Annotated in this window: 22 protein-coding genes, 1 tRNA gene and 1 pseudogene; 13 read left to right on the top strand and 11 right to left on the bottom strand. The window is 63.6% G+C overall.

From position 1 onward, the window contains the following. The first annotated feature begins 153 nt into the window (after positions 1-153). Positions 154-675: an ankyrin repeat domain-containing protein gene (locus tag NJ69_RS11555; protein WP_029613750.1), complete on the top strand. Its 522-nt coding sequence runs from the start codon at positions 154-156 to the stop codon at positions 673-675. A gap of 53 nt (positions 676-728) precedes the next feature. Continuing rightward, positions 729-1,259: a hypothetical protein gene (locus NJ69_RS11550; protein ID WP_039579172.1), complete on the top strand. Its 531-nt coding sequence runs from the start codon at positions 729-731 to the stop codon at positions 1,257-1,259. A gap of 45 nt (positions 1,260-1,304) precedes the next feature. Here NJ69_RS11550 and NJ69_RS11545 read toward each other — a convergent pair whose 3' ends face one another. Further along, entirely contained in the window at positions 1,305-2,243 is a 939-nt protein-coding gene (locus NJ69_RS11545; RefSeq protein ID WP_039579168.1) for a ZIP family metal transporter, read from the bottom strand. A gap of 128 nt (positions 2,244-2,371) precedes the next feature. Here NJ69_RS11545 and NJ69_RS11540 point away from each other — a divergent pair, with 128 nt between their 5' ends. From NJ69_RS11540 to NJ69_RS11525, 4 genes are all read left to right on the top strand, one after another. Continuing rightward, entirely contained in the window at positions 2,372-2,563 is a 192-nt protein-coding gene (locus NJ69_RS11540) for a PLDc N-terminal domain-containing protein (protein ID WP_039579165.1), read from the top strand. A gap of 154 nt (positions 2,564-2,717) precedes the next feature. Further along, entirely contained in the window at positions 2,718-4,796 is a 2,079-nt protein-coding gene (locus tag NJ69_RS11535; protein WP_039579161.1) for an LTA synthase family protein, read from the top strand. Positions 4,797-4,986: 190 nt separating this feature from the next. Beyond that, positions 4,987-5,223, top strand: coding sequence for a hypothetical protein (locus NJ69_RS11530; protein ID WP_029613755.1), 237 nt, complete (start codon positions 4,987-4,989; stop codon positions 5,221-5,223). 186 nt (positions 5,224-5,409) lie between these two features. Next, a complete protein-coding gene (locus NJ69_RS11525; RefSeq protein ID WP_029613756.1) occupies positions 5,410-5,742 on the top strand; it encodes a ribonuclease E inhibitor RraB in 333 nt (110 codons plus the stop codon). Positions 5,743-5,775: 33 nt separating this feature from the next. Here the strand turns inward: NJ69_RS11525 and NJ69_RS11520 are convergent, their stop codons facing one another. Next, positions 5,776-6,576 carry a cytochrome c gene (locus NJ69_RS11520; RefSeq protein WP_039579158.1) on the bottom strand — a complete coding sequence of 267 codons (801 nt, stop codon included), beginning with the start codon at positions 6,574-6,576 and terminating at the stop codon, positions 5,776-5,778. Between the two features lie 535 nt (positions 6,577-7,111). Here NJ69_RS11520 and NJ69_RS11515 point away from each other — a divergent pair. Continuing rightward, positions 7,112-7,840 (top strand): amidotransferase, encoded by a 729-nt coding sequence (locus NJ69_RS11515; RefSeq protein WP_029613758.1) that lies wholly within the window; start codon positions 7,112-7,114, stop codon positions 7,838-7,840. A gap of 61 nt (positions 7,841-7,901) precedes the next feature. Here the strand turns inward: NJ69_RS11515 and NJ69_RS11510 are convergent, their stop codons facing one another. From NJ69_RS11510 to NJ69_RS11500, 3 genes are all read right to left on the bottom strand, one after another. Next, complete coding sequence (locus NJ69_RS11510) at positions 7,902-8,873, bottom strand: magnesium and cobalt transport protein CorA (RefSeq protein ID WP_039579153.1); 972 nt, start codon at positions 8,871-8,873, stop codon at positions 7,902-7,904. Positions 8,874-8,943: 70 nt separating this feature from the next. After that, a complete protein-coding gene (locus NJ69_RS11505) occupies positions 8,944-9,663 on the bottom strand; it encodes a lysophospholipid acyltransferase family protein (protein ID WP_039579152.1) in 720 nt (239 codons plus the stop codon). Positions 9,664-9,765: 102 nt separating this feature from the next. Further along, positions 9,766-10,455 carry a crotonase/enoyl-CoA hydratase family protein gene (locus NJ69_RS11500; RefSeq protein WP_039579149.1) on the bottom strand — a complete coding sequence of 230 codons (690 nt, stop codon included), beginning with the start codon at positions 10,453-10,455 and terminating at the stop codon, positions 9,766-9,768. Positions 10,456-10,744: 289 nt separating this feature from the next. Here NJ69_RS11500 and NJ69_RS11495 point away from each other — a divergent pair. Next, positions 10,745-10,834 (top strand) — tRNA-Ser (locus NJ69_RS11495). Positions 10,835-10,890: 56 nt separating this feature from the next. Here NJ69_RS11495 and NJ69_RS11490 read toward each other — a convergent pair. From NJ69_RS11490 to NJ69_RS11470, 5 genes and pseudogenes are all read right to left on the bottom strand, one after another. Beyond that, on the bottom strand, positions 10,891-11,856 hold the full coding sequence (locus NJ69_RS11490; protein WP_039579147.1) for a 2-hydroxyacid dehydrogenase: 966 nt from the start codon (positions 11,854-11,856) through the stop codon (positions 10,891-10,893). An 8-nt stretch (positions 11,857-11,864) separates the two neighbouring features. Then, positions 11,865-13,157, bottom strand: coding sequence for an MFS transporter (locus tag NJ69_RS11485; protein ID WP_039579145.1), 1,293 nt, complete (start codon positions 13,155-13,157; stop codon positions 11,865-11,867). A 60-nt stretch (positions 13,158-13,217) separates the two neighbouring features. After that, positions 13,218-14,168, bottom strand: a complete 951-nt coding sequence (locus tag NJ69_RS11480; RefSeq protein ID WP_039579142.1) for a sugar kinase — start codon at positions 14,166-14,168, stop codon at positions 13,218-13,220. Continuing rightward, positions 14,161-14,939 (bottom strand): annotated as a pseudogene (locus NJ69_RS11475) (sugar phosphate isomerase/epimerase family protein). Before NJ69_RS11475 ends, NJ69_RS11480 begins: the two are co-directional and overlap by 8 nt. A gap of 83 nt (positions 14,940-15,022) precedes the next feature. After that, complete coding sequence (locus NJ69_RS11470) at positions 15,023-16,045, bottom strand: LacI family DNA-binding transcriptional regulator (protein ID WP_039579140.1); 1,023 nt, start codon at positions 16,043-16,045, stop codon at positions 15,023-15,025. Between the two features lie 232 nt (positions 16,046-16,277). Here NJ69_RS11470 and NJ69_RS11465 point away from each other — a divergent pair, with 232 nt between their 5' ends. Further along, on the top strand, positions 16,278-17,717 hold the full coding sequence (locus NJ69_RS11465; protein ID WP_039579137.1) for a sensor domain-containing diguanylate cyclase: 1,440 nt from the start codon (positions 16,278-16,280) through the stop codon (positions 17,715-17,717). On the opposite strand, the gene NJ69_RS11460 is transcribed toward NJ69_RS11465, so the two are convergent. Beyond that, on the bottom strand, positions 17,714-19,846 hold the full coding sequence (locus tag NJ69_RS11460; RefSeq protein WP_039579135.1) for a TonB-dependent siderophore receptor: 2,133 nt from the start codon (positions 19,844-19,846) through the stop codon (positions 17,714-17,716). The genes NJ69_RS11465 and NJ69_RS11460 overlap by 4 nt on opposite strands. Positions 19,847-20,319: 473 nt before the next feature. On the opposite strand from NJ69_RS11460, the gene NJ69_RS11455 reads away from it, so the two are divergent. Genes NJ69_RS11455 through NJ69_RS11440 form a run of 4 tightly spaced genes read left to right on the top strand, consistent with a single transcriptional unit; the run spans position 20,320 to position 25,258 of the window. Continuing rightward, positions 20,320-21,777: a serralysin family metalloprotease gene (locus NJ69_RS11455; protein WP_039579134.1), complete on the top strand. Its 1,458-nt coding sequence runs from the start codon at positions 20,320-20,322 to the stop codon at positions 21,775-21,777. 55 nt (positions 21,778-21,832) lie between these two features. After that, positions 21,833-22,213 carry an AprI/Inh family metalloprotease inhibitor gene (locus tag NJ69_RS11450; RefSeq protein WP_052192099.1) on the top strand — a complete coding sequence of 127 codons (381 nt, stop codon included), beginning with the start codon at positions 21,833-21,835 and terminating at the stop codon, positions 22,211-22,213. Between the two features lie 34 nt (positions 22,214-22,247). Then, the gene (locus NJ69_RS11445) at positions 22,248-23,969 is read left to right on the top strand and encodes a type I secretion system permease/ATPase (protein ID WP_039579131.1); all 1,722 of its coding nucleotides are present in this window, start codon (positions 22,248-22,250) and stop codon (positions 23,967-23,969) included. Continuing rightward, on the top strand, positions 23,966-25,258 hold the full coding sequence (locus NJ69_RS11440) for an HlyD family type I secretion periplasmic adaptor subunit (RefSeq protein WP_039579128.1): 1,293 nt from the start codon (positions 23,966-23,968) through the stop codon (positions 25,256-25,258). Before NJ69_RS11445 ends, NJ69_RS11440 begins: the two co-directional genes overlap by 4 nt. Positions 25,259-25,265 lie beyond the last annotated feature (7 nt).

The raw sequence follows: 25,265 nt of genomic DNA, 5'->3' as shown, positions 1-25,265 counted from the left end.
GCCTTCCATGCATTGTGCATGGTCGTGCAATTTGCACAGTGCATTTTGCAAGGTCATAGCCGCTGTCTTTGACGTCGATAGAATCTGAACCTTTGTCCTGCGCCTGAGGCCTGAAGCAGAATCAGGCCATCATTTTTTGCCAGGAGGTTGCAGATGTCCGATTCACAGCCCGTCACCATGACTGAAGATGAAACCGCTGCGTTCGCTGCAGAGGTATTCGAGCGCGCCCGTCAAGGCGATGCGGTGATGATCGAGCGGCTGCTCGAGGGTGGATTGCCTGCCAACTTGCGCAATCACAAGGGTGACACCTTGCTGATGCTGGCCAGCTATCACGGCCACCACGCCACGGTGCAGGTGCTCTTGAACCACGGTGCAGATCCCCTGATCGCCAATGACAATGGTCAGTTGCCTATCGCCGGGGCGGCCTTCAAAGGCGACCTGCCGATGATTCGCCTGTTGGTCGAGCATGGCGTACCAGTCGATGCCGCCGCCCAGGATGGCCGCACTGCGCTGATGCTGGCGGCCATGTTCAATCGCAGCGAGATTCTCGACTACCTGCTCGCCCAGGGTGCCGATCCGGCTCATCGGGACGCGCGGGGCGCCACGGCCTTGGTGGCTGCGCAAACCATGGGCGCCAGCGACGCTGCCGCTCGGCTCCAGGCCCTGGCCGGCTGAGGGCGCGGCGGGTATCCTTGGCGCCTTTTTGCCCTTCGCCAAGCAGGCCCTCCATGAAAACCCAGTTGCTCGAATTCATCAGCCTCATCGGCGCCGGCTGCATCCCGGAGGCTGACATCGAGCGCATCGCTGACGAAGCCGCCCAGGCCTACGCCGATCCGGCGGCTTTTCTTGCAGCCAATCCCGACATCAATTACGACGACAGCTTCCCGATCCCGCTCGGCGAATGGGTGGTGCTCGGCAGTCTCCCGGATACCGTGGTGTTTCAAGCCGATTCCTACCAAGGGCTGTTTCAGGCCATCAGTGACTCCTTCGACAAGAGCGTGCCATTGACCCTCAAGCCCAAGCAGTTGGCGCGCACCGAACCGCTGACAGCGCTCAACCGCATTCAGGTTCAGATGAGTGCGCTGAACAAGGAGGCGGGCGGCTATGTGCTGCTCGACTTCAGCCAACTGCTCGATGACGAATTGCAGATGGTGATGGTCGGTCAACATGACCTGCCGCGGGTGCTGGAGTTGGGTCAGGCACTGGGTATCAAGGTGGAGCCAGCGCTTGAGGCGCTCAAGGTCGCTGTTCACGTCTGAGGCGCGAGTCAGTGCCTTGAGCGGGTGAGAGGACGTGCCGACGCGTCAGCCCAGGGCCGTGTCGAGAAACATCATCACTGCGAAACCGCCCATCAGACCCAGGGTTGCGGAGGTCTGGTGACCGTTGCGATGGGTTTCGGGGATGACTTCATGGGACACCACGAAGATCATCGCGCCAGCCGCCAGGCCCATGCTGATGGGGTAGGCGAGGGCAAAGCCGGTGGAGATGCCCAGGCCAATCACCGCGCCCAGCGGCTCCATGAGTCCCGAGCCGATGGCCACAAGCGCAGCCTTGAAATTCGACAGCCCCGTGGCGCGCAGTGCCATGGCCACCGCCAGACCCTCCGGGATGTCCTGAATGGCGATGGCGCTGGTCAGTGGCAAGCCGATGCTCATGTCGCCATTGGTGAAGCTCACACCGATGGCCATGCCTTCGGGCAAGTTGTGCAGCGTGATCGCCAGTACGAACAGCCATACCCGGCTCACCCGCTCGGCGTCCGGGCCGCAAGGGCCAGTGCTTTCGTGCTCATGGGGGGTGAAACGGTCCAGGCCGAGCATCAGCAGGACCCCCAGGCCCATGCCCAGCACCACCACAGCGGCAGCGGCCGGGCCGTTGCCGGTGATCGCCCGAGCCGCATCCAGCCCGGGCAGAATCAGGGAAAACGAACTGGCGGCGAGCATCATGCCGGCGGCAAAGCCCAGCATCACGTCCTGGCTGCGGGCGCTGACGTCGCGCAGCACCACGGCCAGGATCGCGCCCAGCGCCGTCGCGGCAAAGCCCGATAGACCGCCCAGTGCCGCCAGGTGCAGGTTCTGCGAGTGATCGCCATTGACCGCATTCCACAAGCTGGCCAGCAGCAGCAGGATGATCGCCAACAGGCTCAGCCCCAGGCCGGCGCTCAGCCAGGGCGTGTTCAGCGCCTGCTGGCGCCAGGCATCCAGAAACGAGGAGGGTGAGGAGCCGTGGGTGTGAACTGGGGGCATGCAGACCTCTGCGACGATGAATGGCGGCAGTCTATCCAGTGACCCGTGGCGCGGGCCAAGGATTCCCTTCTATGGGGGTAATAGCCGACTATGCTCAGCCCTATCGATGTCACACTGGGAGTTGCCACATGGGTTCAACCTTCAATGGCCTCGTTGGCCTCATCATTCTGGCCCTGGATATCTGGGCGATCGTCAACGTGCTGAAAAGCTCGAGCGAGGTCGGGATCAAGATCCTGTGGATTCTGCTGATTGTGTTGTTGCCGGTCTTGGGACTGATCATCTGGGCGATTGCCGGACCGCGCGGTAACGTGCGGCTGTGACCGTTCGTCGTGACAAAATTTTCACACGGGATTCACCAAACTCCGCGCCGCACGTTTACTGTATGCGTCCCTGCCGGCAATCGACCGGCACGGGCCTGAAAAAGGCGCGCCAGTGCCTTCTCCCACTCCCTGAAACCCTAGGATCCTCCCATTCATGGCCAATTCGGATGCCTTGAAGCCACGGGCCACGTCGGCACCGTTCGCACCGACCGTCAAATCGCACCTTGCCTACACCTTGCTCAGCGGTCTGCTGATCATGCTGATGCTCAGCCTGGTGCGCCTGGCGCTGCTGATCTACAACAGCGACCTGATCGGCGATACCCCGGCGGCTACGGTCGCCGAAGGCTTCGTCAACGGCCTGCGCTTCGACCTGCGGGTCGTGGTGTACCTGAGCATTCCGCTGCTGCTGGCGACCCTCAGCCCATGGGCCATGGCACGCCGCGGGCTGTTCCGTTTCTGGCTGACGGTCAGTTCCAGTGTGGTGATGTTCCTCGGCCTGATGGAGCTGGACTTCTACCGTGAGTTCCACCAGCGCCTGAACGGTCTGGTCTTCCAGTACATCCAGGAAGACCCCAAGACCGTCATGAGCATGCTCTGGTACGGCTTCCCGGTGGTGCGCTACCTGTTGGCCTGGCTGTTCGGCACCTGGCTGCTGAGCTTGCTGTTCAAAGGTATCGACCGCCTCACCCGGGGCAGCGGCAGCACGGCGCAGGTGGCCGGAGCGCGTCGCGTGGCACCCTGGTACGGGCGTCTGGCCGTGTTCATGGTACTGCTGCTGGTGGCGGTGGTCGCGGCACGCGGCACGCTGCGTCAAGGCCCGCCGATGCGCTGGGGCGATGCGTTCACCACCGACTCGAACTTCGTCAACCAGTTAGGCCTCAATGGCACCCTGACATTGATCGATGCGGCGAAGAGCCGTTACGGGGAGGACCGCGCCAATATCTGGAAGCCGGTCCTGGACACCCAGGTGGCCCAGCAGACCGTGCGCAACATGCTGCTGACGCCCAACGACACGCTGGTCGATGCCGACCAGGCGGCCGTGCGCCGCGACTTCCGGCCGCCGGCCGAGAACACCTTGCCGATCAAGAACGTGGTCGTGATCCTGATGGAGAGCTTCGCCGGCCACTCCGTCGGCGCGCTGGGCAGTCCGAACAACATCACACCGTATTTCGACAAGCTGGCCAAGGAGGGGTTGTTGTTCGACCGCTTCTTCTCCAATGGCACTCACACCCATCAAGGCATGTTCGCCACGATGGCGTGCTTCCCCAACCTGCCGGGCTTCGAGTACCTGATGCAGACGCCCGAAGGCGGGCACAAGCTGTCCGGTCTGCCGGCGCTGCTCAGTGCCCGCGACTATGACGATGTCTACGTCTACAACGGCGATTTCGCCTGGGACAACCAGTCCGGTTTCTTCGGCAACCAGGGCATGACCACCTTCATCGGCCGCAACGACTTCGTCAACCCGGTGTTCTCCGACCCGACGTGGGGTGTGTCCGACCAGGACATGTTCGATCGCGCCAATCAGGAGCTGTCGCACAATTACGGCAAGAAGCCGTTCTACGCCCTGCTACAGACGCTTTCCAACCACACTCCGTATGCCTTGCCGGCAGACCTGCCGGTGGAAAAGGTCACTGGCCAGGGACGTCTGGACGAGCACCTGACTGCCATGCGCTACTCCGACTGGGCACTTGGCCAGTTCTTCGAGAAGGCGCGCAAGGAGCCGTACTTCAAGGACACTCTGTTCGTGATCGTCGGCGACCACGGTTTCGGCAACAACCAGCAGATCACCGAGTTCGACCTGGGTCGTTTCAACGTGCCGTTGCTGTTGATCGCGCCGGGTATCCAGGAGAAGTTCGGTGCGGTCAGCCACACGGTCGGCACCCAGGTCGACATCGTGCCGACGATCATGGGTCGCCTGGGTGGCGAAACCCGCCACCAGTGCTGGGGGCGTGATTTGCTGAACTTGCCTGCTGGCGACCAGGGTGTAGGCATGATCAAGCCTTCGGGCAGCGAGCAGGTGGTCGGTCTGGTGCAGGGCGATCGCTTGCTCATCGAGTCCAAGGACATGTCCCCGCGCATGTATCGCTACCAACTGGGTCGCGAATTCAAGGCCGAGCTGATCGAAAGCCCGGACCAGCCGGAGATGCTCCAGAAGCTCGAAGCCTTCATCCAGACGGCCACCAAGAGCCTGCTGGACAACACGGCTGGCGTGGTTCACGGCAAGCCGCAGTAATTGCCAGCGGTATGATCGAGCCCGCCGTCTATCGGCGGGCTTTTCATTTGCCACCCAGGCTTATAGGGGGCGTAGTGGATCCTGAAAAAATCTTCATGCCACAGCGCCAGCCTTTCTGAACAACGCCCTAGCCCCATGGTCAGCTATTAACAGATGTCACCCACGTTGTGCTTCGAGCGAGGATCTATCAATGAAAGAATGGGAAGTCATCTTTCTCGACCAGAAAGGTGTGAAGCAGAGTTTGCGTTTTGCCAGCGAGCGCGAGCCTAGCTTCGAGGCTGCGGCACACGAGATTCTTTCAAAATGGTTCCCTGTGACGAAGCGACTCGACCTCAATGATTTCGAGGACCGTAATCCCACCCCAACGCTCGAGCTGCTCAAGGAACAGCATGGGGTGACCATTCACACGATTCTCGAAGCGTCCTGATCACAACGCCCTGGCTGGGCACCGCACGACGTACTACTCTGCACACAGGCGCCGGTTCACTTCGAGTCGGTGCCTATCACCTCCACCGCTGCATCAGCTCGAACTGCCAGTCACCTAACCTGCGCGCCCGCGCGGGCGCGTCAATGCACGGAAAGTCTATCCCTTGGTTTTTCAGGAGGACGATTCATGAGCAGCCAGAACGATGACATCAGCAGCAGCGTACTCCGCCAGATGAAGGCGGGCGGGTTCGACTTCACCCAGATCCATCCCATCGAGTTCTATGCCACCTTCCCGGACGAGGACGGTGCGCGTCAGGCTGCCGGACAGTTTCGCGGGGAGTCGATCAATGCCCAGGTGCATGAGCGTGACGATGGAGCCTGGCACCTGGAACTGAGCAAAGTAATGTTCGCCACTCATCGTGGTATCGGGGCGTTCGAGCAAGCCTTCGAGGCGGTGATTTCGCCCTTGGGCGGCGAAGTCGAGGGCTGGGGCGTTCGGCAGGAACGCTGTGTAGCGTGAACCGGCGGGGCCATGGATTGGTCCCCTCATCGCTCAGCGTCGACGTCCGGCCATATGCGCCAGATAGCCGATCAGCGCGTCCAGTTCCTGATCACTCAATACCGTCTCCGGGAATCCAGGCATGCGCGCCTGCGGCCAGTGCCTGAGGCTCTGTGGGTCACGCAAGTACTGGCGCAGATAGCCGGGCTGGAAATATTCAGTGGGGTTGTGCGGCACATTGAGGTCCGGTCCGAACTGCGCGTCGCCTGCGCCGTTGAGGCGGTGGCAGACCAGGCAGTTTTGCTGAAACAGCGCAAAACCCTGCCGCACAGGGTCTTCGGCCGACAGTTCAGCCGCAGGCAGCAGGGCAGGGAAACGCTCGGAGACGGGCGCCAGTCGACGGATGCTGGCTATCTGATAGGGCCATTGTTCAGGGCGAATGGTGCTGGCAGCTGGATCAGTCCACACCAGATAGAAGGGCCCTGCACTTGGCTTGCCTGGTTTCAGGCCGGGCCATGGTTGATGCGGGTCTTCCACTGCCACCCAGGCCCGCGCCGGTCCGGGTTGCAGTAAAGGGCCAGCCGGCATTTCCGCGGCGAATCCATCCAGCGCTACGGCCTGCAGATGATCGTCTTTGTCGACGCCCTCGAGCAGGCTTGCCAAGGGTACGGCACGGTAGTGCATCGCTCGCTTGTAGGCCACATCCTTTGGAATGTCGATCGCTTGAGCCTGGGGGTGCTTCAACAATTGCTCGGTCTGCCATTGACGCTGAACCTGCCCCAGGTCCAGTGTCAGTTGCGCGGCCGCCAACGGCGCGCTGATCAGCAAAAGGAACAAGCCTAGACAGTGGCGCACGACGTTTCTCCAACCCATGAGGGTTGGCAGGTTACCGTTGCCCGGCCTGATGGCGCCAGCCTTGCATCAACCGAACAGACGCGTCAGGTTGGGAAGGATCAGCAGCAACGTGGTGGCGAAAAGTATGAGTCCCGCTTGGCGTACTTTCGAGTGTCTGAACATGGCGGACCGCCTTCTTGTTGTTATTCCTGAATAACCCTTGGCTTCCTTGTCGCGCGTCGGGTCGATCACGATGGCGTGCACAACGCCATTTCTGCTTGCCTGTTGCTGCCCTGATACACGTGTCTACACCCAAAAGTAGGGCGATTGTCACCCGTGTTTCAGAACCCTTTGTTCTAACGTAAGACGCCTGCATTCCCTGACATTATGAGGCCATTAGCCAGATCGCTGTCATGCTTGGACTAGACGCCTTCAAGTGAGCCCTCGAGAGAACGTTGCTTCCCTACCGTTCGTCAGTGCACACCTCTTGCTTGTACGTGGCTTTCGCGGCAGTCTCTAGCGTTGATTTCTACCCTTGTCGTTCAGGACTATCCCTATGTCGTTACGCATCTGCATCCTTGAAACCGATGTCCTGCGACCGGAGTTGACGGCGCAGTACCAGGGCTATGGAAGGATGTTCGAGCAGCTGTTCTCGCGTCAGCCGATCGCAGCGCAATTCTGCGTCTACAACGTGATGAACGGTGAATACCCTCCGGAAGGCGAAACCTTCGACGCCTATCTTGTGACCGGCAGCAAGGCCGACTCGTTCGGTTCCGATGCCTGGATTCAAACGCTCAAGGCCTACCTGCTGAAACTCTACGAGCGCGGCGAAAAGTTACTGGGCGTCTGTTTCGGCCATCAGTTGCTGGCGCTGGTGCTCGGAGGGAAGGCCGAGCGTGCCGATCGCGGCTGGGGGCTGGGTATCCACCGCTACCGTCTGGCCGCCCATGCGCCGTGGATGGATCCGCAGGTCAGTGAACTCACCCTGTTGATCAGCCACCAGGACCAGGTGACGCAACTACCCGAAGGCGCAACGCTGATCGCCTCCAGCGATTTCTGCCCCAATGCCGCTTACCACGTGGGTGACCAGGTCCTGTGCTTCCAGGGCCATCCGGAATTCGTCCACGACTACTCGCGTGCATTGCTCGATGCGCGTCAGGATCGCTTGGGCGATGAAGTCTACAACCAGGCCGTAGCGAGCCTGAGCACCGACCATCAAGGTGATCTGGTGGGCGAGTGGATGCTGCGCTTCATCCAGCATCCCCGCAAGCAAAGCGCGGCCTGACTTCAGACGAAGAAGCTCACCGAAGCCAGCGCCCGCATTGGGCGCTGCGCTTCGCGGACCGTCACAACCAGCCTGAGCGCTTGAAGCTGGCGAACAGCCCGGTGCAGCCGGCCGCGATCACGCCCAGCACCAGGAAATAACCGTAGTGCCAACCCAACTCCGGCATGTTCTGGAAGTTCATCCCATAGATACCGGCAATGGCCGTAGGGAAGGCGAGAATCGCCGCCCAGGCAGCGAACTTGCGCTGCACGATGCTCTGTCGTGAGGACTCCAGCAGCATGCCGATCTCGATGGTCTGGCTGGCGATGTCGCGGATGCCGACCAGGTCTTCCATCTGTCGGGTGACGTGAATCTGCACGTCCCGGAAGTACGGGCGCATGTTCTTGTCGATGAAGGGAAAGCTCAGGCGCTGCAGCTCTTCGCCAATTTCCACCATCGGCGCCACGTAACGTCGCATGCGCAGGATGTCACGACGCAGGCTGTGCAGGCGGCGGATGTCCTGTTCCTGCAGCGAGCCACTGAGCACGCTCTGCTCCAGTGCCTCGATCTCGCTGTGGATCGCCTCGCTGACCGGCTGGTAGTTCTCGGTGACGAAGTCGAGCAGGGCGTACAGCACGAAGTCCTCGCCGTGTTCGAGCAGCAAGGGTCGCGCTTCGCAGCGCTGGCGCACCAAGGCATAGGATTTGGAGTGACCATTGCGGCAGGTGATGACATAACCCTTGCCGGCGAAGATGTGGGTCTCGATGAATTCCAGGCGACCTTCATGGCGCACCGGCGAATACGTGACGATGAACAACGCGTCGCCGAAGGTCTCCAGCTTCGGGCGGCTGTGCTTTTCCAGCGCGTCCTCGATGGCCAGTTCATGCAGGCCGAACTGGCGCTGCAGGTTGGCCAGTTCCTGGGCACTGGGTTCCTCCAGGCCAATCCAGACGAAATGACCGGGTTTGTTCGCCCATTCGCTGCCTTCGTCGAGGCTGATGTTGGTGACCTTTCTGCCGGCGCTGTACACCGCCGCTGCAACGACTCGACCCATGGCTGCCTGCTTGTTCGGTTGACTGTTGCGACAGCTTGGGCTGAGTCGCGGCGAACGGCAAGCAGCGCGCTCAGCGCGTGGGCAGTTCCTGCTCCATGTGATCGATGCACTGCTGCATCTGCGTGCGGCACTGTTCCATCAAGGCGGGCAAGTCCTGTTGGCTGAGCCCTCGCGTGGCAATTGGCGGCAGCGAGCGGACGATCACCGTCCGTCGTCGCCAACTGTTCAGGTTCAGGCGCTGCGTGTAGCGGCTGACGCACACGGGCACGATGGGCACGCCGGCTTCCAAGGCCATGTGAAAGGCGCCTTTCTTGAACGCCAGCAGCTGTTCGGACGGGTTGCGCGTGCCTTCGGGGAAAATCCAGATCGAGGTGCCGTCGCGCAGGATACGTGTCGTGGTCTGCAGCGCCTTGCGCGCCTGGTAGGCATTCTTTCGATCCACCAGCACGTTGCCGCCGAGCCAGAACAACTGGCCGAACAGGGGAATCCAACCCAGGGTCTTCTTGCCGATGGCCACGGTGCGTCGCGGCACCACTTGCCCGAGGATGAACAGGTCGTAGTTGGATTGATGGTTGGCGACGATGACGCAGCCGGGCGGCTGATCCCACAAGGGCCCGACTTCGGCCTTGACCTGGAGACGCATGAACCAAGCGGCCGGCACACTGTAGAGGCGGGCAAAGAGGCGGCTGTTATCCGGGTTGAAGGGGCGGCACAGGCCGATGAGCAGACCCACGGTGCCGACCAGCAGGAAGTGCAGGCCCAGCACAAGCATGCGAAGCAGATAGAGCATGATACGACTCACACCAGACAGTCGCGGTGCAGTGTACGACCGTGCACTGGCTGGGGCAAACACCGGCAGCGCTGACCACCGGTGAGCCCGGGCCCAGGCGTGTCAGCCCATGTGATGCTGGTCGGCTTGGATCGCCTCGTCCAATTTCGCCAGCAACGCCCTGCGCACCTTCAGCTTGGTGTTCTTGTGGGCCAGCATATTGAGCTTCTTCAGTTCGTGTGCTGCCGCGAGCGCTGCCTGCTGGAGCTGTTCGGCCGGCACCACCTTGTCGAGGAAGCCGGCGACCACGGCGGCGTGCGGATCGAACACTTCGGCGTTGTTCACCGAGCGCTGGAAGCTCGAGCGGGTCAGGCGGTCGCGTGCCAGCTCGATGCCCGCGTGGTGCATGGTCATGCCGATCTGCACTTCGTTCAGGCAAATCTTGAACGGGCCTTCGACGCCAATCCGGTAGTCGGCCGAGAGCAGCAGGAACGCGCCTTTGGCCACGGCGTTGCCGGGGCAGGCGACGATCACCGGGAAGGGGTGCGAGAGCAGGCGGCGGGACAGGGTGGAGCCAGCGGTGACCAGACCGATGGCCTCCTTGGGACCCGCCGTCATGACCTTCAGGTCGTATCCACCCGAGAGAATGCCGGGTTGGCCGGTGACGATCACCACCGCGCGCTCCTCGGTAGCGCGGTCCAGGGCCGCATTGAAGGCCGTGATCAGGTCCGGCGAGATCGCATTGACCTTGCCATTGTTCAGCGTCAAGGTGGCGATGCCGTCTTCGGCATGGTAGGTAATCAGCTCGCTCATGACAGAGTCCTTTGGGTGGCGTGGCCACGACGTTACCCAGCGCTGCCGGCCAGGTAAAGCGCCTTGGCTGACTGCCTGGTCAGCCGACGCGGCGCAGGCCGCGTGCCGTCGGGTTCGATTGAAAGGCAGCGAAAAAAGCACGGGTCAGATTGGCCGTATTGCCCTGGCCCCGAGCGCTTGCCGGAGGAAAGCCTTAAGCGCATGAAAATTCTGAAAAAAATGCTTGCCAAAGAATAGCGCTTCTACTAAATTAGCGCGCCTCGACAGGCTGAATGGCTTGAAGAGATCCGGTGAAGTGTCCGAGTGGTCGAAGGAGCACGCCTGGAAAGTGTGTATACGAGAAATCGTATCAAGGGTTCAAATCCCTTCTTCACCGCCACTTTCATGCAACCCCAGCACATCGACGATGTGCTGGGGTTTTGCATTTCTGGACCCTCAGAACGGGTTTACCCAATGCCTCGGCCGCTCCCCGGCCAATCCCTCCAGCAGATTCTCCACCGCGCAGCGGGCCATGGCTTCACGAGTCTCGTGGGTCGCCGAGCCGATGTGCGGAGTCGCCACCACATTGGTCAACTGCAGCAGCGGCGAGTCGGCCGGCAGCGGTTCCTGCTCGAAGACATCCAATCCCGCGCCACGCAGGCGTCCATTGCGCAGGGCCTCGATCAGCGCCGCTTCATCGACCACGCGACCGCGGGCGATGTTCACCAGGATCGCCTCCGGCTTCATCAGCGCCAGTTCCCGGGCGCCGATGAGGCCTTCGGTACTGGCGCTCAACGGCACGGTCAGACAGACGAAATCCGCTTCGCCCAGCAAGGCCTCGAGGCTGCGATAGCGGGCGCCGTGACGTGCCTCGGCGTCGGGCTTGCGTTGGTTGCTGTGGTACAGCACGCGCATGCCGAAGCCGGCAGCGGCGCGTCGCGCCAGGGCGTCGCCGATGCGGCCCATGCCGATGATGCCGAGGGTCTTGCCTTGCACATCGGTGCCAAAATGCGCAGGTCCCAGGCTTTTGTGCCAGTGGCCATCGCGCACCCAGTTGGCCAGCTCCACCACCCGCCGCGCACTGGCGAGAATCAGCGCGAAACCCGTGTCGGCGGTGGTTTCGGTGAGCACGTCCGGGGTGTGGGTGAGCATTACCCGGCGTCGAGTCAGGTCCGCGACATCGTAGTTGTCCACGCCCACCGAGATGCTCGATACCACTTGCAGATTCGGCGCCAGGTCCAGCAGCGCGCTGCCCAACGGCAGGCTGGCACCGAGCAGGCCGTGGGCGTCGGGCAGGGCATCGCGCAGACGTGCCAGCCCGTCGGAGGCGTTGAGGTCCACTTGAGTGACGTCCACCTGCTGCTGTAGACGCTCGAGCAGCGGCTGGGACAGCGTCTTGTACACAACGACACGTTTGTTCATGTCAGCTCCTAATGACTGGCCGCCAGTTGCGCTGGACCTTGAGCGTTGCAGTCGGCGCGGTGCGGGGGTTTGAGAAAGGCGGTCAGCGCTACGGCGAGCAGTAGCGCTGCCGCCATGAACAAGTACGAACTGCCGGGTCCGCCGGTGATGCCGTTGAGGTAGCCCACCAACCACGAGCCACCGAACGAGCCCAGCGCGCCCATGCTGTTGATCAGGGCCATGGCGCCACCGGCGACGTTGCTTGGCAGGATCTCCGGCACGATGGCGAAAAACGGCCCATAGGGCGCATACATGCACGCGCCTGCGACGACCAGCAGCGTGTACGACAGCCAGAAGTGTTCACTGCCCAGCGCATAGGAGCCGTAGAACGCCACCGCTGCGATCAGCAGCGGCGGCCAGACGAAGCGCTTGCGCACTTGCAGGCGATCCGAGGCCCAGGACACGCCGACCATCGCCAGCACGGCCGCCAGGTAGGGCACCGAAGCGAGCCAGCCGGCTTCGACGATGTCCACCTGGGCGGCCTGCTTGAGGATCGACGGCAGCCACAGCACGAAGCCGTACACCCCGATGCTCCAGCAGAAATACTGCAGCGACAGGATCATCACCTGCGGCGAACGGAAGGCCTCACGGTAGTTCTTCACCGGTTTCAGCCCCTGCTGCTCGTCGGCCAACGCCTGCGCCAGTCGGGCTTTATCCGCTTCGCTCAGCCAGCTCGCCTGGGCCGGCCGGTCATCCACCAGGCGCCACCAGATGAATGCCCAGATCACTGCCGGCAAGCCTTCGATGATGAACATCCAGCGCCAGTCCAGGTGCTTGATCAGGTAACCGGATACCACCGACATCCAGAGGATGGTCACCGGATTGCCGAGCATCAGGAAGGTATTGGCCCGTGAGCGCTCGGCGCGCGTGAACCAGTGGCACAGGTACACCAGCATCGCTGGCATCACCACGGCCTCTACCACGCCGAGCAGGAAGCGGATGGCGATCAGCAGGTAGACGTTGCTGACCATCCCGGTCAGGGTCGCCAGGCCGCCCCAGAGGATCAGGCTGACGAAGATCAGCTTCTTGACGCTGCCTTTCTGGGCGTAGAGCGCACCGGGCACCTGGAAGAAGAAGTAGCCCAGGAAGAACAGCGCTCCCAGCAGCGAGGACAGGGCCGGGGTGATGTGCAGGTCGTCGGCCATGCCCGAGGCGGCGGCGAAGCCGTAGTTGGCGCGGTCCAGGTAGGCCAGGCTGTAAGTGATGAAGACGATGGGAATCAGGTACCACCAGCGCCGAGGCGCGAGACTGTTCGAGTGCATGAAAAAACTCCTGAGCGAATTGTTGTTGTCTCAGCAGGGCCGGCGCACCGGCGATGTTCATCAGGCGCTGGCGCGCAACTCATAGGCGGCCAGTTCTTCGCGCCGCGGCAGGCCCTCCATGTCGCCCAGGCTTTGTACGGCGCGGCTGCCACACCAGTTGCCACGGGCCACCGCCAGTGCCAATGGCAGGCCGTCCAGCAGGGCACTGATCACGCCGACGGCGAAGGCATCGCCGGCACCGACGGTATCGATCACCTTGGCTACCGGCACCGGGGCGACCAGGCCCTGGCTGGCGGCGTCGCGGTAATAGGCCCCGTCGGCACCGAGCTTGATCGCGACGCGCTGGACACCCTGGTCGAGGTAGAACGCGGCAATGTCGGCTGGCGTGCTCCAGCCGGTCAGTACGCGACCTTCCTCCAGGCCCGGCAGCACCCAATGCGCCTTGATCGCCAGGGCGTTGATCTCGCGCACCATGGTCTGGCGGTCCGGCCACAGGGACGGGCGCAGGTTGGGATCGAAGGAAATGCTCGCGCCCGCCGCCCGCATGCACTCGATCAAGCGATGTGACAGCTGCCGACAAGGGACGGACAGGGCCGGAACGATGCCGGTAGCGTGCAGATGGCGCGCCTGCGTCGAGGCGACGTCCAGATCGTCGACCGTCAACCTGCTTGCCGCCGAACCCGCGCGGAAGTACTCGACCGCCGGGTCGCTGCCGTCATCACAACGGGCCTTGAGCTGAAAACCGGTGGGATGACGCGGATCGACCGCCACCTGGCTGCAATCCAGGCCCTCGCGGCGCAGGCTGGCGAGGACGAAGCGGCCCAGCGCATCGTTGCCCACGCGGCTCAGCCAGCGCACCCGCAGACCCAGCCGTGCCAGACCGATCGCGACATTGCTGTCGGCGCCGGCGATACGCCGGCTGAAGGTCTCCACCTGGTCAAGATCGCCCGGTTGCTGGGCCACGAACATGGCCATGGTTTCGCCGAAACACAGCACGTCATGCTCAGGCATGGCTCACCTCCGGGTGAGTGCCGAGCCGGGCCAGTGCGCAGGCGTGCAGATGGGTCACGGCGGTGAGGTCGGCACCGACCAAGGGATACTCCACGGCCCGGGGCACCCCTGGCGGGAAACAGGTGAACAAGCGCTGCCAGTTCGCCAGCTCGCTCGGCTCCGGCGGTACGGCGACCAAGCGGCCATCGGGGTTGCGCGCCACCGCCTTGCAGTGCACGTAGCGCACCCAGCCCCCAGATGACGCGCCGCATGTCCGGGCGATTCGCCTTGCCAGTGCCAGTTGCCGATGTCGAATGTCATGCCCACCGGCAGTGCGGCCTGCTGTGCGCGTTGGAAGAAGCTCAGCAGCGCCTCGAGCCGACCGCCGTACGCGGTCTGGTCGTTCTCGACCAGCAACAGCGGATCGCCGGGCTTGAGCCAGGGCCCGAGGTCGGCCAGGTCGCATTCGGCGCGGAAATGACCGAGCGACACCTTCAGCGCGACCGCGCCCAGCGCCCGGGCTGTGGCCAGTGCCTGCGGCAACTGCGGGTCCGGCCGGCCTTGCCGCGTCCACAGCTCGAGGGGCGCGGAGTACAGGCATTCCAGACCGCGGCTGGCGACCGCTGCCTTGAGCCGGGCGGTATCAGGCGGCTCGGTGAACAACTCTTCGCGCAGTTCGACGCGGTCGACCCCGGCATTGGCCAGTACTTCGAGAAAAGCGATCTGGCCACGCTCGCGGACCTGGTCGGCGCCGTAGCTGGAGAGGCTGATGGAAACAGGATTGGGCTGCATTGTTATTGTCCTCGTCTGCTTCGAATGAAACCGGTTTCATTTTGAGTCGCAGCGGTGTGCTGCGCGCTGTCGTCGCAACCTCGTTACGTGGGGAGGGATGTGGAGCCGCGCACGATCAACTGCGCTTTGAAATCCAGACGCCGAGGCTGGGCTTCACTGCCGCGCAGGCGTTCGAGCAGGCACTCGAACGCGGCAGCGCCGATGCGTTCGGTGGGCTGGGCCAAGGCAGTGATGCCGGGACCGACCAGCGAGCACCAGTCCAGTTCGTCGATGGCGATCAGGCCCAAGTCGTTGCCCAGTCCCCGCCCAATAGCGTGAAGGGCGCGGGTCACAGTCAGCGTAGCGACACCATTGAAGGTGAGCAGGGCCTGGGGACCGTGATCGTCGTTGGCCAGACACTGCTCGAGTGTCTGCGGCAGATGGGCATCGAGGCTCAGCACCCGCCCGCGCACGCTGGCCCGTCGTTGCACGGAGGCGGTAAAGGCCTGCACACGCTCATGACGCGAACTGGTGCCGTCCAGCGGCTCGCCAATGGCAACGATGTCGCGGTAGCCCTGGGTCTGGAGGTGGTCCAGGGCCTGCTCGACGGCATCGGTGTTGTCCAGCCCGACCAGGTCGACCTGCAGATCCGCCAGTTGGCGATCCACCAGCACCATGGGCAGGCGACGGTGCAGGTCGAGCAATTCGCCGGGCTGATGACCGAGGGTATTCACGATCAGGCCTTCGACGTTGTACGACTGCAACGCTTGCAGGTGGTGACGTTCCTGCTCATCGTCACGGTTGGTGTTGCACAACACCAGGCTGTAGCCGTGCTGGCGGCAGGCCGTTTCCACGCCATGGATCACCGCGACGGAATAGGGGTTGAGAATGTCTGCGACCAGCATGCCGATCAGCCGCGTCTGTCCGCGCTTCAGGCCACGGGCCATCTGGTTGGGGCGGTAGCCCAAATGCTGGATCACGGCTTCCAGGCGTTGGGCAGTGGCTTCGGCCAGCAACTGGCGGTCGCCGCCGATGTAGCGCGACACGGTGGCTTTGGACACACCGGCGGCTTTCGCCACTTCGCTGATGGTGACCCGGGGGCGGGTCAATGAAGATTGTGTGGTCATTGCGAGCCTTGTTGGCGTTGTAATGGGCGAATGAAACCGGTTTCAATACAGCAAATGTTCAGACATCCGTCAATCTACCGTTGGTCAGGCAGCCATGCCGGCGCGTGCTTATCTGCCGCTGCGACAGGTGATCGACCCGCCGAAGATGCATCAATCTGCCAGACTGTCTTTTGAAATAGCGTTGTTTTCCGACAGAATCGGTCGCAGCCCTGGGTCGCGAGTGGATTGCCTCATGATGAGCTTCGTTCGAGCCGGACGCTGGTTGCGCTGGAGTCTGCCGCTCCTGGCCTTCACCGGCTTCTTCCTGCTCGGCTGGATTCTGTTGCAGCGTTTTGACGAGGACGCTCGACGCCTCGAACAGGTGCGTACTGGCGAGGTGGCGACCACCTTCGCGGTGGCGGTGGAAAAAGTGCTCGAGCGGGCGCTGACCGCCAATCGCACGCTGGCGGTGATGGTCTATCAGGGTCACGGCCAGGTGCCGGATTTCCCCGCCCTCGCGCATTTTCTGCTGCCGCTGTACAAGGGCGCCTACGCGTTCTCACTGGCCCCCGAGGGCATCATCCGCCAGATCGAGCCGCTGGACCGCAACCTGATCGTGCGCGATCACGATCTGCTGGAGTTCTATGACCGCAAGCAGGTACTGGCTGCGCTGGACCCTGCGGCGCCGCGTCTTCAGTTCACCGGTCCCTTCACCCTGATCCAGGGACCGTTGGGCGCCATTGGCATGCTCCCGGTGTTTCTGCCGGATTCAAGCGGAACACCACGCTTTTGGGGGTACACGGTGGTCACCCTGGTGCTGCCCGAAGCCCTGGAAGATGCCAACCTGCCAGCCATCGAGGCTCAAGGTTATGCCTACGCGCTGTCGGGCCTGGATGCCGAGACCGGCGAGCGTCGCGTGCTGCTGCGCTCGCCAGGTGATCTGGTCGACGGGCTGTGTCGCGATGTCAGGATCGGTACCACGGTATGGAACCTGTGTGTGGCGCCGCTGCACGCCACGGCCGCAGATGCCCGGCAGTACTTCGAGTTCGGGCTGATCCTGCTGGGCAGCGGCTCGGTCGCCTGGCTGATGCATGCTTTGCTGAGCCTGCGCCAGCGCCGCGCCGAACTGCTGCGCCAGGCGCTGATCGATCCACTCACCGGGCTGGCCAACCGAAGGCTGATGCTACGGCGCCTGGAGCAGGCCGAGCAGCGCAGCCATCGGCAAGGCAAGCGCTTCGCCCTGGCGCTGCTGGACCTGGACGGCTTCAAGGGCGTCAATGACCGTTTCGGCCACGCTCAGGGTGATCAGGTGCTGATCACGGTTGCCCAGCGTTTGCTGGGCAAGGTGCGCGGTTCCGACACGTTGGCGCGGCTGGGGGGCGATGAGTTCGTGCTGATCATGGAGGACCTGTCCGGACGCCCTGAATGCCGCATGATCCTCGATCGGGTGATCGCTGCCGTGCGCGAGCCGATTGCCTTGGAAGGTGGCAGCGCTCAAGTGCGCGCCAGCGTCGGCGTGATCCTCTGCGAAGACGCCAGCGACACCGACAGCGACAGCCTGCTCAGGGCGGCGGATGCCGCGATGTACCACGCCAAGCACCTGGGCAAGGACCGCTATGTGTTCGCCGACGAGTTCGAAGCGCCCGCGCAGGACAGCGCTTGGGGGAGCTGTCCGCGTCCGCAAGCGCCCTAGAAGCTGACCGACGCCGACAGCCTGGCGGTACGCGGCGCGCCTTGGAACAGGTAGTCGTCGCCCAGGTAATCGCCGACGTCGCGCCAGTAGCGTTTGTCGAACAGGTTATCGACGCTCAAGCGCACGACCGTGTCGTAGTCGCCGATACGGGTGCGATAACGGCTACCCACATCGAATACGGTGTAGCCGCCCACGGCCACGTTACCCGCCTGACTGGCGTACTTGCTGGCGCTGTAGCGAGCGCCGCCGAGCAGCGCCAAGCCGGGCAGCGGCAAGCTGTATTCGGCCTGCAACGCAGCGCGAAGGCGTGGCACGTTGATCGCCTGGTGACCCTCGTAGGCGTCGGTGCCCGTGTCGTTCACCCGCGCCCGGATGGCCGCCGCACTGGCATGCAGTTGCAGGTTGGCGGTGGCCCAACCGCTGGCCCCCAGCTCCAGGCCGGTGTTCTTTTGCTGCCCCTGCTGCACGTAGAGCGGCGCGGCGCCGTCTCCAGGCTTGGCGTACTGGTAGGCCTGACGGATCTGGAACAGCGCTGCGCTCAGGCTCACGCCCTGCCAGTCACGCTTGATACCCACCTCCAACTGGCGTGACAGGGTCGGCGCGAGGATCTCGGCGGCGTTGCTGGCGAACCAAGGCGCGGTGCCGCCGGCTGACAGGCCCTTGGACCAGCTGGCGTAGAGGGTGGTGTCGGCCTGCGGTTTGTAGATCAGCGCGACGTTGGGCAACAACTGGTACTGCCGGGTGTGGCGGCCAGGCGTCCCGGTCTCGTCCCAGGTCTTCTCGTCCAGGCGCACTTCGCGCGCGCCGAGCACCGTTTGCCAGTGTTCATCGAAGCGGATGCGGTCGCTGAAGAACAGGGCGTACTGGCGGCTGTCCAGGCGGCGTTCGCTGTGACCCACCGGCTTGTCCGACGGGGCGAGGGCGGGGGCGTCGGTATCGATGTTGCCGGTGCCCAGCCACTCGTTGTAGTAAGGGCGCTGATCCACGGTGCGCCGCTGGGCGCTGCTGCCCAGGGTCAGCTCGTGGTCGAGGCCCAGGGCCTGGAAGCGTCCATCGAGGGTGGCCTGCAGGGCGTCCACACGCCGGGTGTCGTCGGGGCTGCGGTAGTCGTAGATACCGTAATCACCGTTGCGGGCGAACACGGCGCCAGCGTCCGAGCCCCAGGCGAAGGCGCTGTAGTCGTCGATCACCACCTGGCTGCGCGACGCGCTCAACGCACCGCTCCAAGTGTCGCTGAAGCGGTATTCGAAGCGACCGCCCAGGTTCAGCGAATCGTTCTGCACCGGCCTTGCCCACGATTGATAGGCCAGGCGATCACGCGGGTTGACGCCGTGCGGCACCTCGCTACCCCCCAGCAACTGGTAACCCGGTACCGAGCGCTGTTCACGGTGCTGGTATTCAGCATCCAGCTGCAGCGTGGCATTGGCGTTGATCTGCCAGTCGAAGGCCAACGAGGCGAAGTCGCGCCTGCCGTCGGCGTGGTCGACGTAGCTGCGCAGGTCTTCATGGGCCAGGTTGGCGCGCAGTCCGAACTGCTTCTGCTCGCCGAACCAGCCGCCCAGGTCGGTAGCCAGGTAGCGCTCGCCTTGGTCGTTGGTCGAGACGGTGACGCTGCGTACGTCCTCGGCGCGCTTGGTGACGTAGTTGATCAGACCGCCGGGTTCGGAGACGCCGCTCTGCAGCCCCGACAGACCCTTGAGCAGTTCGACCTGCTGCTTGTTCTCCAGCGCCACGTTCTGCTCGCCGGCGATGGCCTGGCCGTTGATTCGGTAGCTGTTGGCCGCGTCGAGGCTGAAGCCGCGCACGTTGAAGTTCTCGTAGTAGCCGATGGGCGCATAGCTCTCGCCGACCGAGGCATCGCTTTGCAGCACTTGGCTGAGCAGACGTACTTGGCGATCGTCGAGCAGTTGGCGGCTGAACACGCTGACCGAGGCGGGGGTGTCGAGCAGTGGGGCCGCTTGCCAGCCGCCAACCTGCGCTTGATCGGCCTGGTAGCCGGCGTCCGTCGCCCGTTCGCTGATCTGCACCGGTGCCAGGTTGACCGGTTCTGCGCCATGGCCAGGGCAGGCGTGCAGCGCAACCCCCAGGCCCAGCAGGCCGAAGGGCAGACGAGAACGAAGCGGGGTCATGCGAGGCTCCTTGGAAGCGGGCAGGGCGGGGAGGGCAAAAAGGGCGACATGGTAACAGGGCGGCTCGATGTCGGGTGGCCGAGCCTGAAGCGGTCGGAGCCGGCGACGGACAGCGCGCGTCTTTGAATTCAAACGAATAGCGATAGCGCTGTTTTACCGATGCGCCACACGCGTTGTAATTCATGTCGCTTTTTCATAATAAAACTTCCCCGGCGCGCATAATGAACGGCCAGTCATTATTTGAATAAGCCGTTCTGCGCTGCCCTAATAATTCGCGACTGTTTGCGCAAATAACCCAGAACTTCGACGTGGTTGGCATTTCGTATAACGCACGCCAAAAAAAGACTGGACAGTAAGTTTCAGGGTGTGTCAGTTTTTTTACGCCTCATAAGGGCGAGTGACAGGATGCTCTCGCCAATGCTTGAGCGTTCCTGTCGAACTTCAATCATTTCCGCAAACAAGGAAGTGTCTGCATGTCGAATGTCAATGCTAAGGCCCTGTACGCTGCCGCCTCGGCGCTGCAGCCCAATGGTCCCAGTTCCGCTTTCGGGCTGATCAACGGCTTCGCCCACCAGTACGATCGCGGTGGTGCGAAGATCAATGGCAAACCGTCGTTCACCGTCGACCAGGCAGCGACCCAGCTGCTGCGTGACGGCGCGTCCTGGAAGGACCTGAACAAGGACGGCACCATCAGCCTCACCTACACCTTCCTGAGCAAAGCGCCGTCTGACTTCGTCAGCCGCGGCCTGGGCACCTTCAGTCAGTTCAACACCCAGCAGAAGGCTCAGGCCAAGCTCGCCATGCAGTCCTGGGCGGACGTGGCCAAGGTCACCTTCACCGAGTCGGCCTCAGGTGGCGACGGTCACATGACCTTCGGCAACTACAGCGCCAACGACGGCGGCGCGGCCTTCGCCTACCTGCCGTTCGATGGCGCCGGGTCGCACAAGGGTGAGTCGTGGTACCTGGTCAACAACGGCTACCAGGTCAACATCAGCCCGGACACGGGCAACTACGGTCGCCAGACCTTGACCCACGAGATCGGCCACACCCTGGGCCTGTCCCATCCCGGCGACTACAACGCCGGCCAGGGCAACCCGAGCTACCGTGACGCTTCGTACGCCCAGGACACCCGCGGCTACAGCGTGATGAGCTACTGGAGCGAGAGCAACACCGCGCAGAACTTCGTCAAAGGCGGTGGCCAGTACTATGCCTCGGCGCCTTTGATCGACGATATCGCGGCGATCCAGAAGCTCTACGGCGCCAACTACGCCACCCGCTCGGGCGACACCGTGTACGGGTTCAACTCCACGGCCGATCGCGATTTCTACTCGGCCACCTCGGCTTCGTCCAAGCTGGTGTTCACCGTGTGGGACGGTGGCGGCAACGATACCCTGGACTTCTCCGGGTTCACCCAGAACCAGAAGATCAACCTCAACGAGGCCTCGTTCTCCGACGTGGGGGGGATGGTCGGCAACGTCTCGATCGCCAAGGGCGTGACCGTGGAAAACGCCATTGGCGGTTCGGGCAACGACCTGCTGATCGGCAACGCGGTGGCCAACGTGCTCAAGGGCGGTGCCGGCAACGACATCATCTACGGCGGCGGCGGGGCGGACGTGCTCTGGGGCGGTAGCGGCGCAGACACCTTCGTCTATGGCGCAGTCAGCGATTCCACGGCCAAGGCGCCGGACCGGATCATGGATTTCGCCAGCGGTCAGGACAAGATCGACCTGTCGGCCATCCCGGCCTTCGCCCAGAGCAAGTTGCCACTGGCCTTCGTCAACAGCTTCAGCGGCCATGCCGGCGAAGCGGTGCTCAGCTATGACCAGGCCACCAACCTGGGCAGCCTGGCCATCGATTTCACCGGTAACAGCCAGGTTGATTTCCTGGTGACTACCGTGGGTCAGGCGGTCGCCACGGACATCGTGGTCTGACCTGACGGGGCGGCCCGTGCAGGCTGCGGGTCGCCCTCGCCACGGAGGTGGACGAATGCGAGCAGTCAACCCCATGATCGCGCTAGGCGCGATCGCCCTGATATCGATGACCGAGGTAGGTATGGCGAGCAGCCTGCTACTCCCCAGCGCGGCGCAACTGGCCGGGCGCTGGCAGCTTTATCCGCAACCACGCCCGGCCGAGGGCTGCGCCCTGCGCCTGGAGGCCGAGCAAGGCACCCTGGACGGCGACCTGGCCTGCGCCCAGGCCCTGCTGGGTCTGCGCCCCGGCAGTTGGTTGGTGACGCCCGATACGCTGGCCCTGGTGGGGGCCGATGGCAGCACCGTAGTGCATTTCAGCCGCCAACAGGTAGACCGCTACACCGGCACTGTGCCGGGCGGTGAGGTGTTGGTACTGGAGCGTCTGGATAATAACTAACCAGGCCAAGTTGCAACGGTAATAAGGGCGAAACATGAAACTTCCGAGCCATCAGCCCGGTGCACTTCTGTGGGCGGCACTTGCCGAATTCAAATCAACCTTGATCAGTGTTGGCTGTTTTACCGCCTTGATCAACGTTCTCATGCTGGTGCCGTCGATCTATATGTTGCAAGTGTACGACCGTGTACTGACTTCGCAGAATCCCACGACGTTATGGATGTTGACCCTGATGGTCGTGGGCTTCTTCTTTTATATGGGCGTGCTGGAGGCAGTGCGCAGTTTCATCGTGATTCGAGTGGGTTATCGGTTGGAACAGCGGTTCAACTTGACCCTCTATCGCGCCGCCTTCGAGCGTAACTTGCGCCAGGGTGACGGGGCGGCGGGGCAAGCCCTGACCGACATGACCCAGGTGCGCCAGTTCGTCACCGGTCCGGCGTTGTTCGCCTTCTTCGATGCGCCCTGGTTTCCGGTGTACCTGGCCGTGATCTTCCTGTTCAACGTCTGGCTGGGCGTGCTTGCCAGTGCCGGCGCCTTGTTGCTGGTGCTGCTGGCGGTGCTCAACGAGCGCTTGACTCAACGCCCCTTGGCCGAGGCCAGCGGCTTGCAGCAGCAGTCCAGCAGCCTGGCCGCTAGCCAGTTGCTCAACGCCGAGAGCATCCAGGCCATGGGCATGCTCGGCGTCCTGCGCCAACGCTGGTTCGCCCTGCACAGCCGTTTTCTCACGCTGCAGAACCAGGCCAGCGACACCTCTGCGGTGATCACTGCGACCAGCAAGGCCCTACGCCTGTGCTTGCAGTCGTTGGTGCTGGGACTCGGTGCCCTGCTGGTGATCGAAGGGCAGATGACGCCCGGCATGATGATCGCCGGCTCGATCCTGATGGGACGGGTGCTGGCGCCGATCGACCAGCTCATCGCTGTGTGGAAGCAATGGAGCGGTGCGCAGTTGGCCTACCGGCGTCTGGATGCGCTGCTGCGCGAGCACCCCGAACCGCCAGCGCCGATGCCTCTGCCCACGCCGCTCGGGCAATTGACGGTGGAGCAGGTCAGCGCTGGACCGCCCGGTCGCCAGCAGGCCACGCTGCAGCAGGTCAGCTTTGCGCTGGCGCCGGGTGAGGTGCTGGGTGTGCTGGGCGCCTCGGGCTCGGGCAAGTCGACGTTGGCGCGTTTGCTGGTCGGTGTCTGGCAGCCATTGGCCGGTCACGTTCGCCTGGACGGCGCCGAGCTGCGCCAGTGGGATCGGGAGGCGCTCGGCCCGCACATTGGCTATCTGCCCCAGAGCATCGAGCTGCTGCGCGGCAGCATCGCCGAGAACATTGCCCGCTTCGGCGAGCTCGACGGCCTCAAGGTGGTGGAGGCCGCGCGCCTGGCGGGCGTCCACGAATTGATCCTGCGCCTGCCGCACGGCTACGACACCCGCTTGGGCGAAGGCGGCGCCGACCTCTCCGGTGGCCAGAAGCAGCGCATCGCGCTGGCGCGGGCGCTGTATGGCCATCCGTGCCTGGTGGTGCTCGACGAGCCTAATTCCAACCTGGACAGCCTCGGTGAGGCGGCATTGGCCAATGCCTTGGTCCAGCTCAAGGCGCTGGGGCGCAGCGTAGTACTGGTGACCCATCGCAGCGCGGCGCTGGGCCAGGCCGACAAGCTGCTGGTGATGAACGAGGGGCGGATGCAGGTGTTCGGCCCAGCACGTGAGGTGCTCCAGGCCTTGGGCCAGGGCGCGGTGCATCGTCCGCTGCAGGCCGGAGGTGGCGCATGAGCCGTTCGATGCGCGATTCAGGTTTCTATGTACGCCTGGGCTGGCTGCTGACCCTGCTCGGCTTTGGCGGGTTCATGCTCTGGGCCAGCCTGGCGCCGCTCGATCAGGGCGTGACGGTGCCTGGCACCGTGGTGGTGTCCGGCAAGCGCAAGGCGGTGCAGTCGATGGCGGCGGGCGTGGTCAGTCGCATCCTGGTCAGCGAAGGGCAGGCGGTGCGCCTAGGCGAGCCGCTGCTGCATCTGGACCGGACCCAGGTGCAGGCCGATGTCGAGGCCTTGCAGGCCCAGTACCGCATGGCCCAGGCCAGCCTGGCGCGGTGGCGCGGCGAGCGTGACAATGCGCAGCAGGTGCAATTTCCGGCCGAACTGAACGAGGCGTCCGACCCGCAGTTGGGACTGGTGCTCGAAGGTCAGCGTCAACTGTTCGAGAGCCGTCGCCAGGCCCTGGCCCGCGAGCAAGGCGCATTGTCGGCGAGCGTCGAGGGCTCGCGGGCGCAGTTGGCCGGTATGCGCCGGGCGCGCGGCGACTTGCAGGCTCAGGCCGACTCCTTGCGCGAGCAGCTCGACAACCTGAGGCCATTGGCTGGCGAGGGCTATATCCCGCGCAATCGGGTGCTGGAGTACCAGCGCCAGTTGTCCCAGGTCCAGCGCGACCTGGCGCAGAATGCCGGCGACAGCGCCCGTCTCGAACAAGGCATCGTCGAAGCCCAGCTCAACCTGCAACAGCGCCTCGAGGAGTACCAGAAGGAGGTGCGCAGCCAGTTGGCCGATGCGCAGGTACGCGCTGCGACGCTGGAGCAGCAACTGAATTCGGCACGTTTCGAACTGCGCCACAGCGAGATCCTGGCGCCGGCCGACGGCATCGCCATCAACCTGGGCGTGCACACCGAAGGCGCGGTAGTGCGGGCGGGCGAGACCCTGCTGGAAATCGTGCCCCAGGGCACGGCCCTGGAAGTGGAGGGGCGTCTGCCGGTGAACCTGGTGGACAAAGTGGCGCCGCAGTTGCCGGTGGACATTCTGTTCACCGCCTTCAATCAGAACCGCACGCCGCGGGTCACTGGCGAAGTGGCGCTGATCTCGGCCGACCAGTTGCTGGACGAGCGCAGCGGCCAACCCTACTACGTGCTGCGCAGCACCGTGAGCGAAGAGGCGTTGACGCGTCTGCAGGGGCTGTCGATCCGCCCCGGCATGCCGGCGGAGCTGTTCGTGCGCACCGGCGAGCGCTCGCTGCTCAACTACCTGTTCAAGCCCCTGCTCGATCGAGCGGGCAGCGCCTTGAGCGAACCTTGAGGACGCT

This window comes from Pseudomonas parafulva (assembly GCF_000800255.1).
Lineage (GTDB): Bacteria > Pseudomonadota > Gammaproteobacteria > Pseudomonadales > Pseudomonadaceae > Aquipseudomonas > Aquipseudomonas boreofloridensis.
The sequence above is the reverse complement of the archived record's forward strand: the minus strand, read 5'-3'. Positions and strand labels throughout refer to the sequence as shown.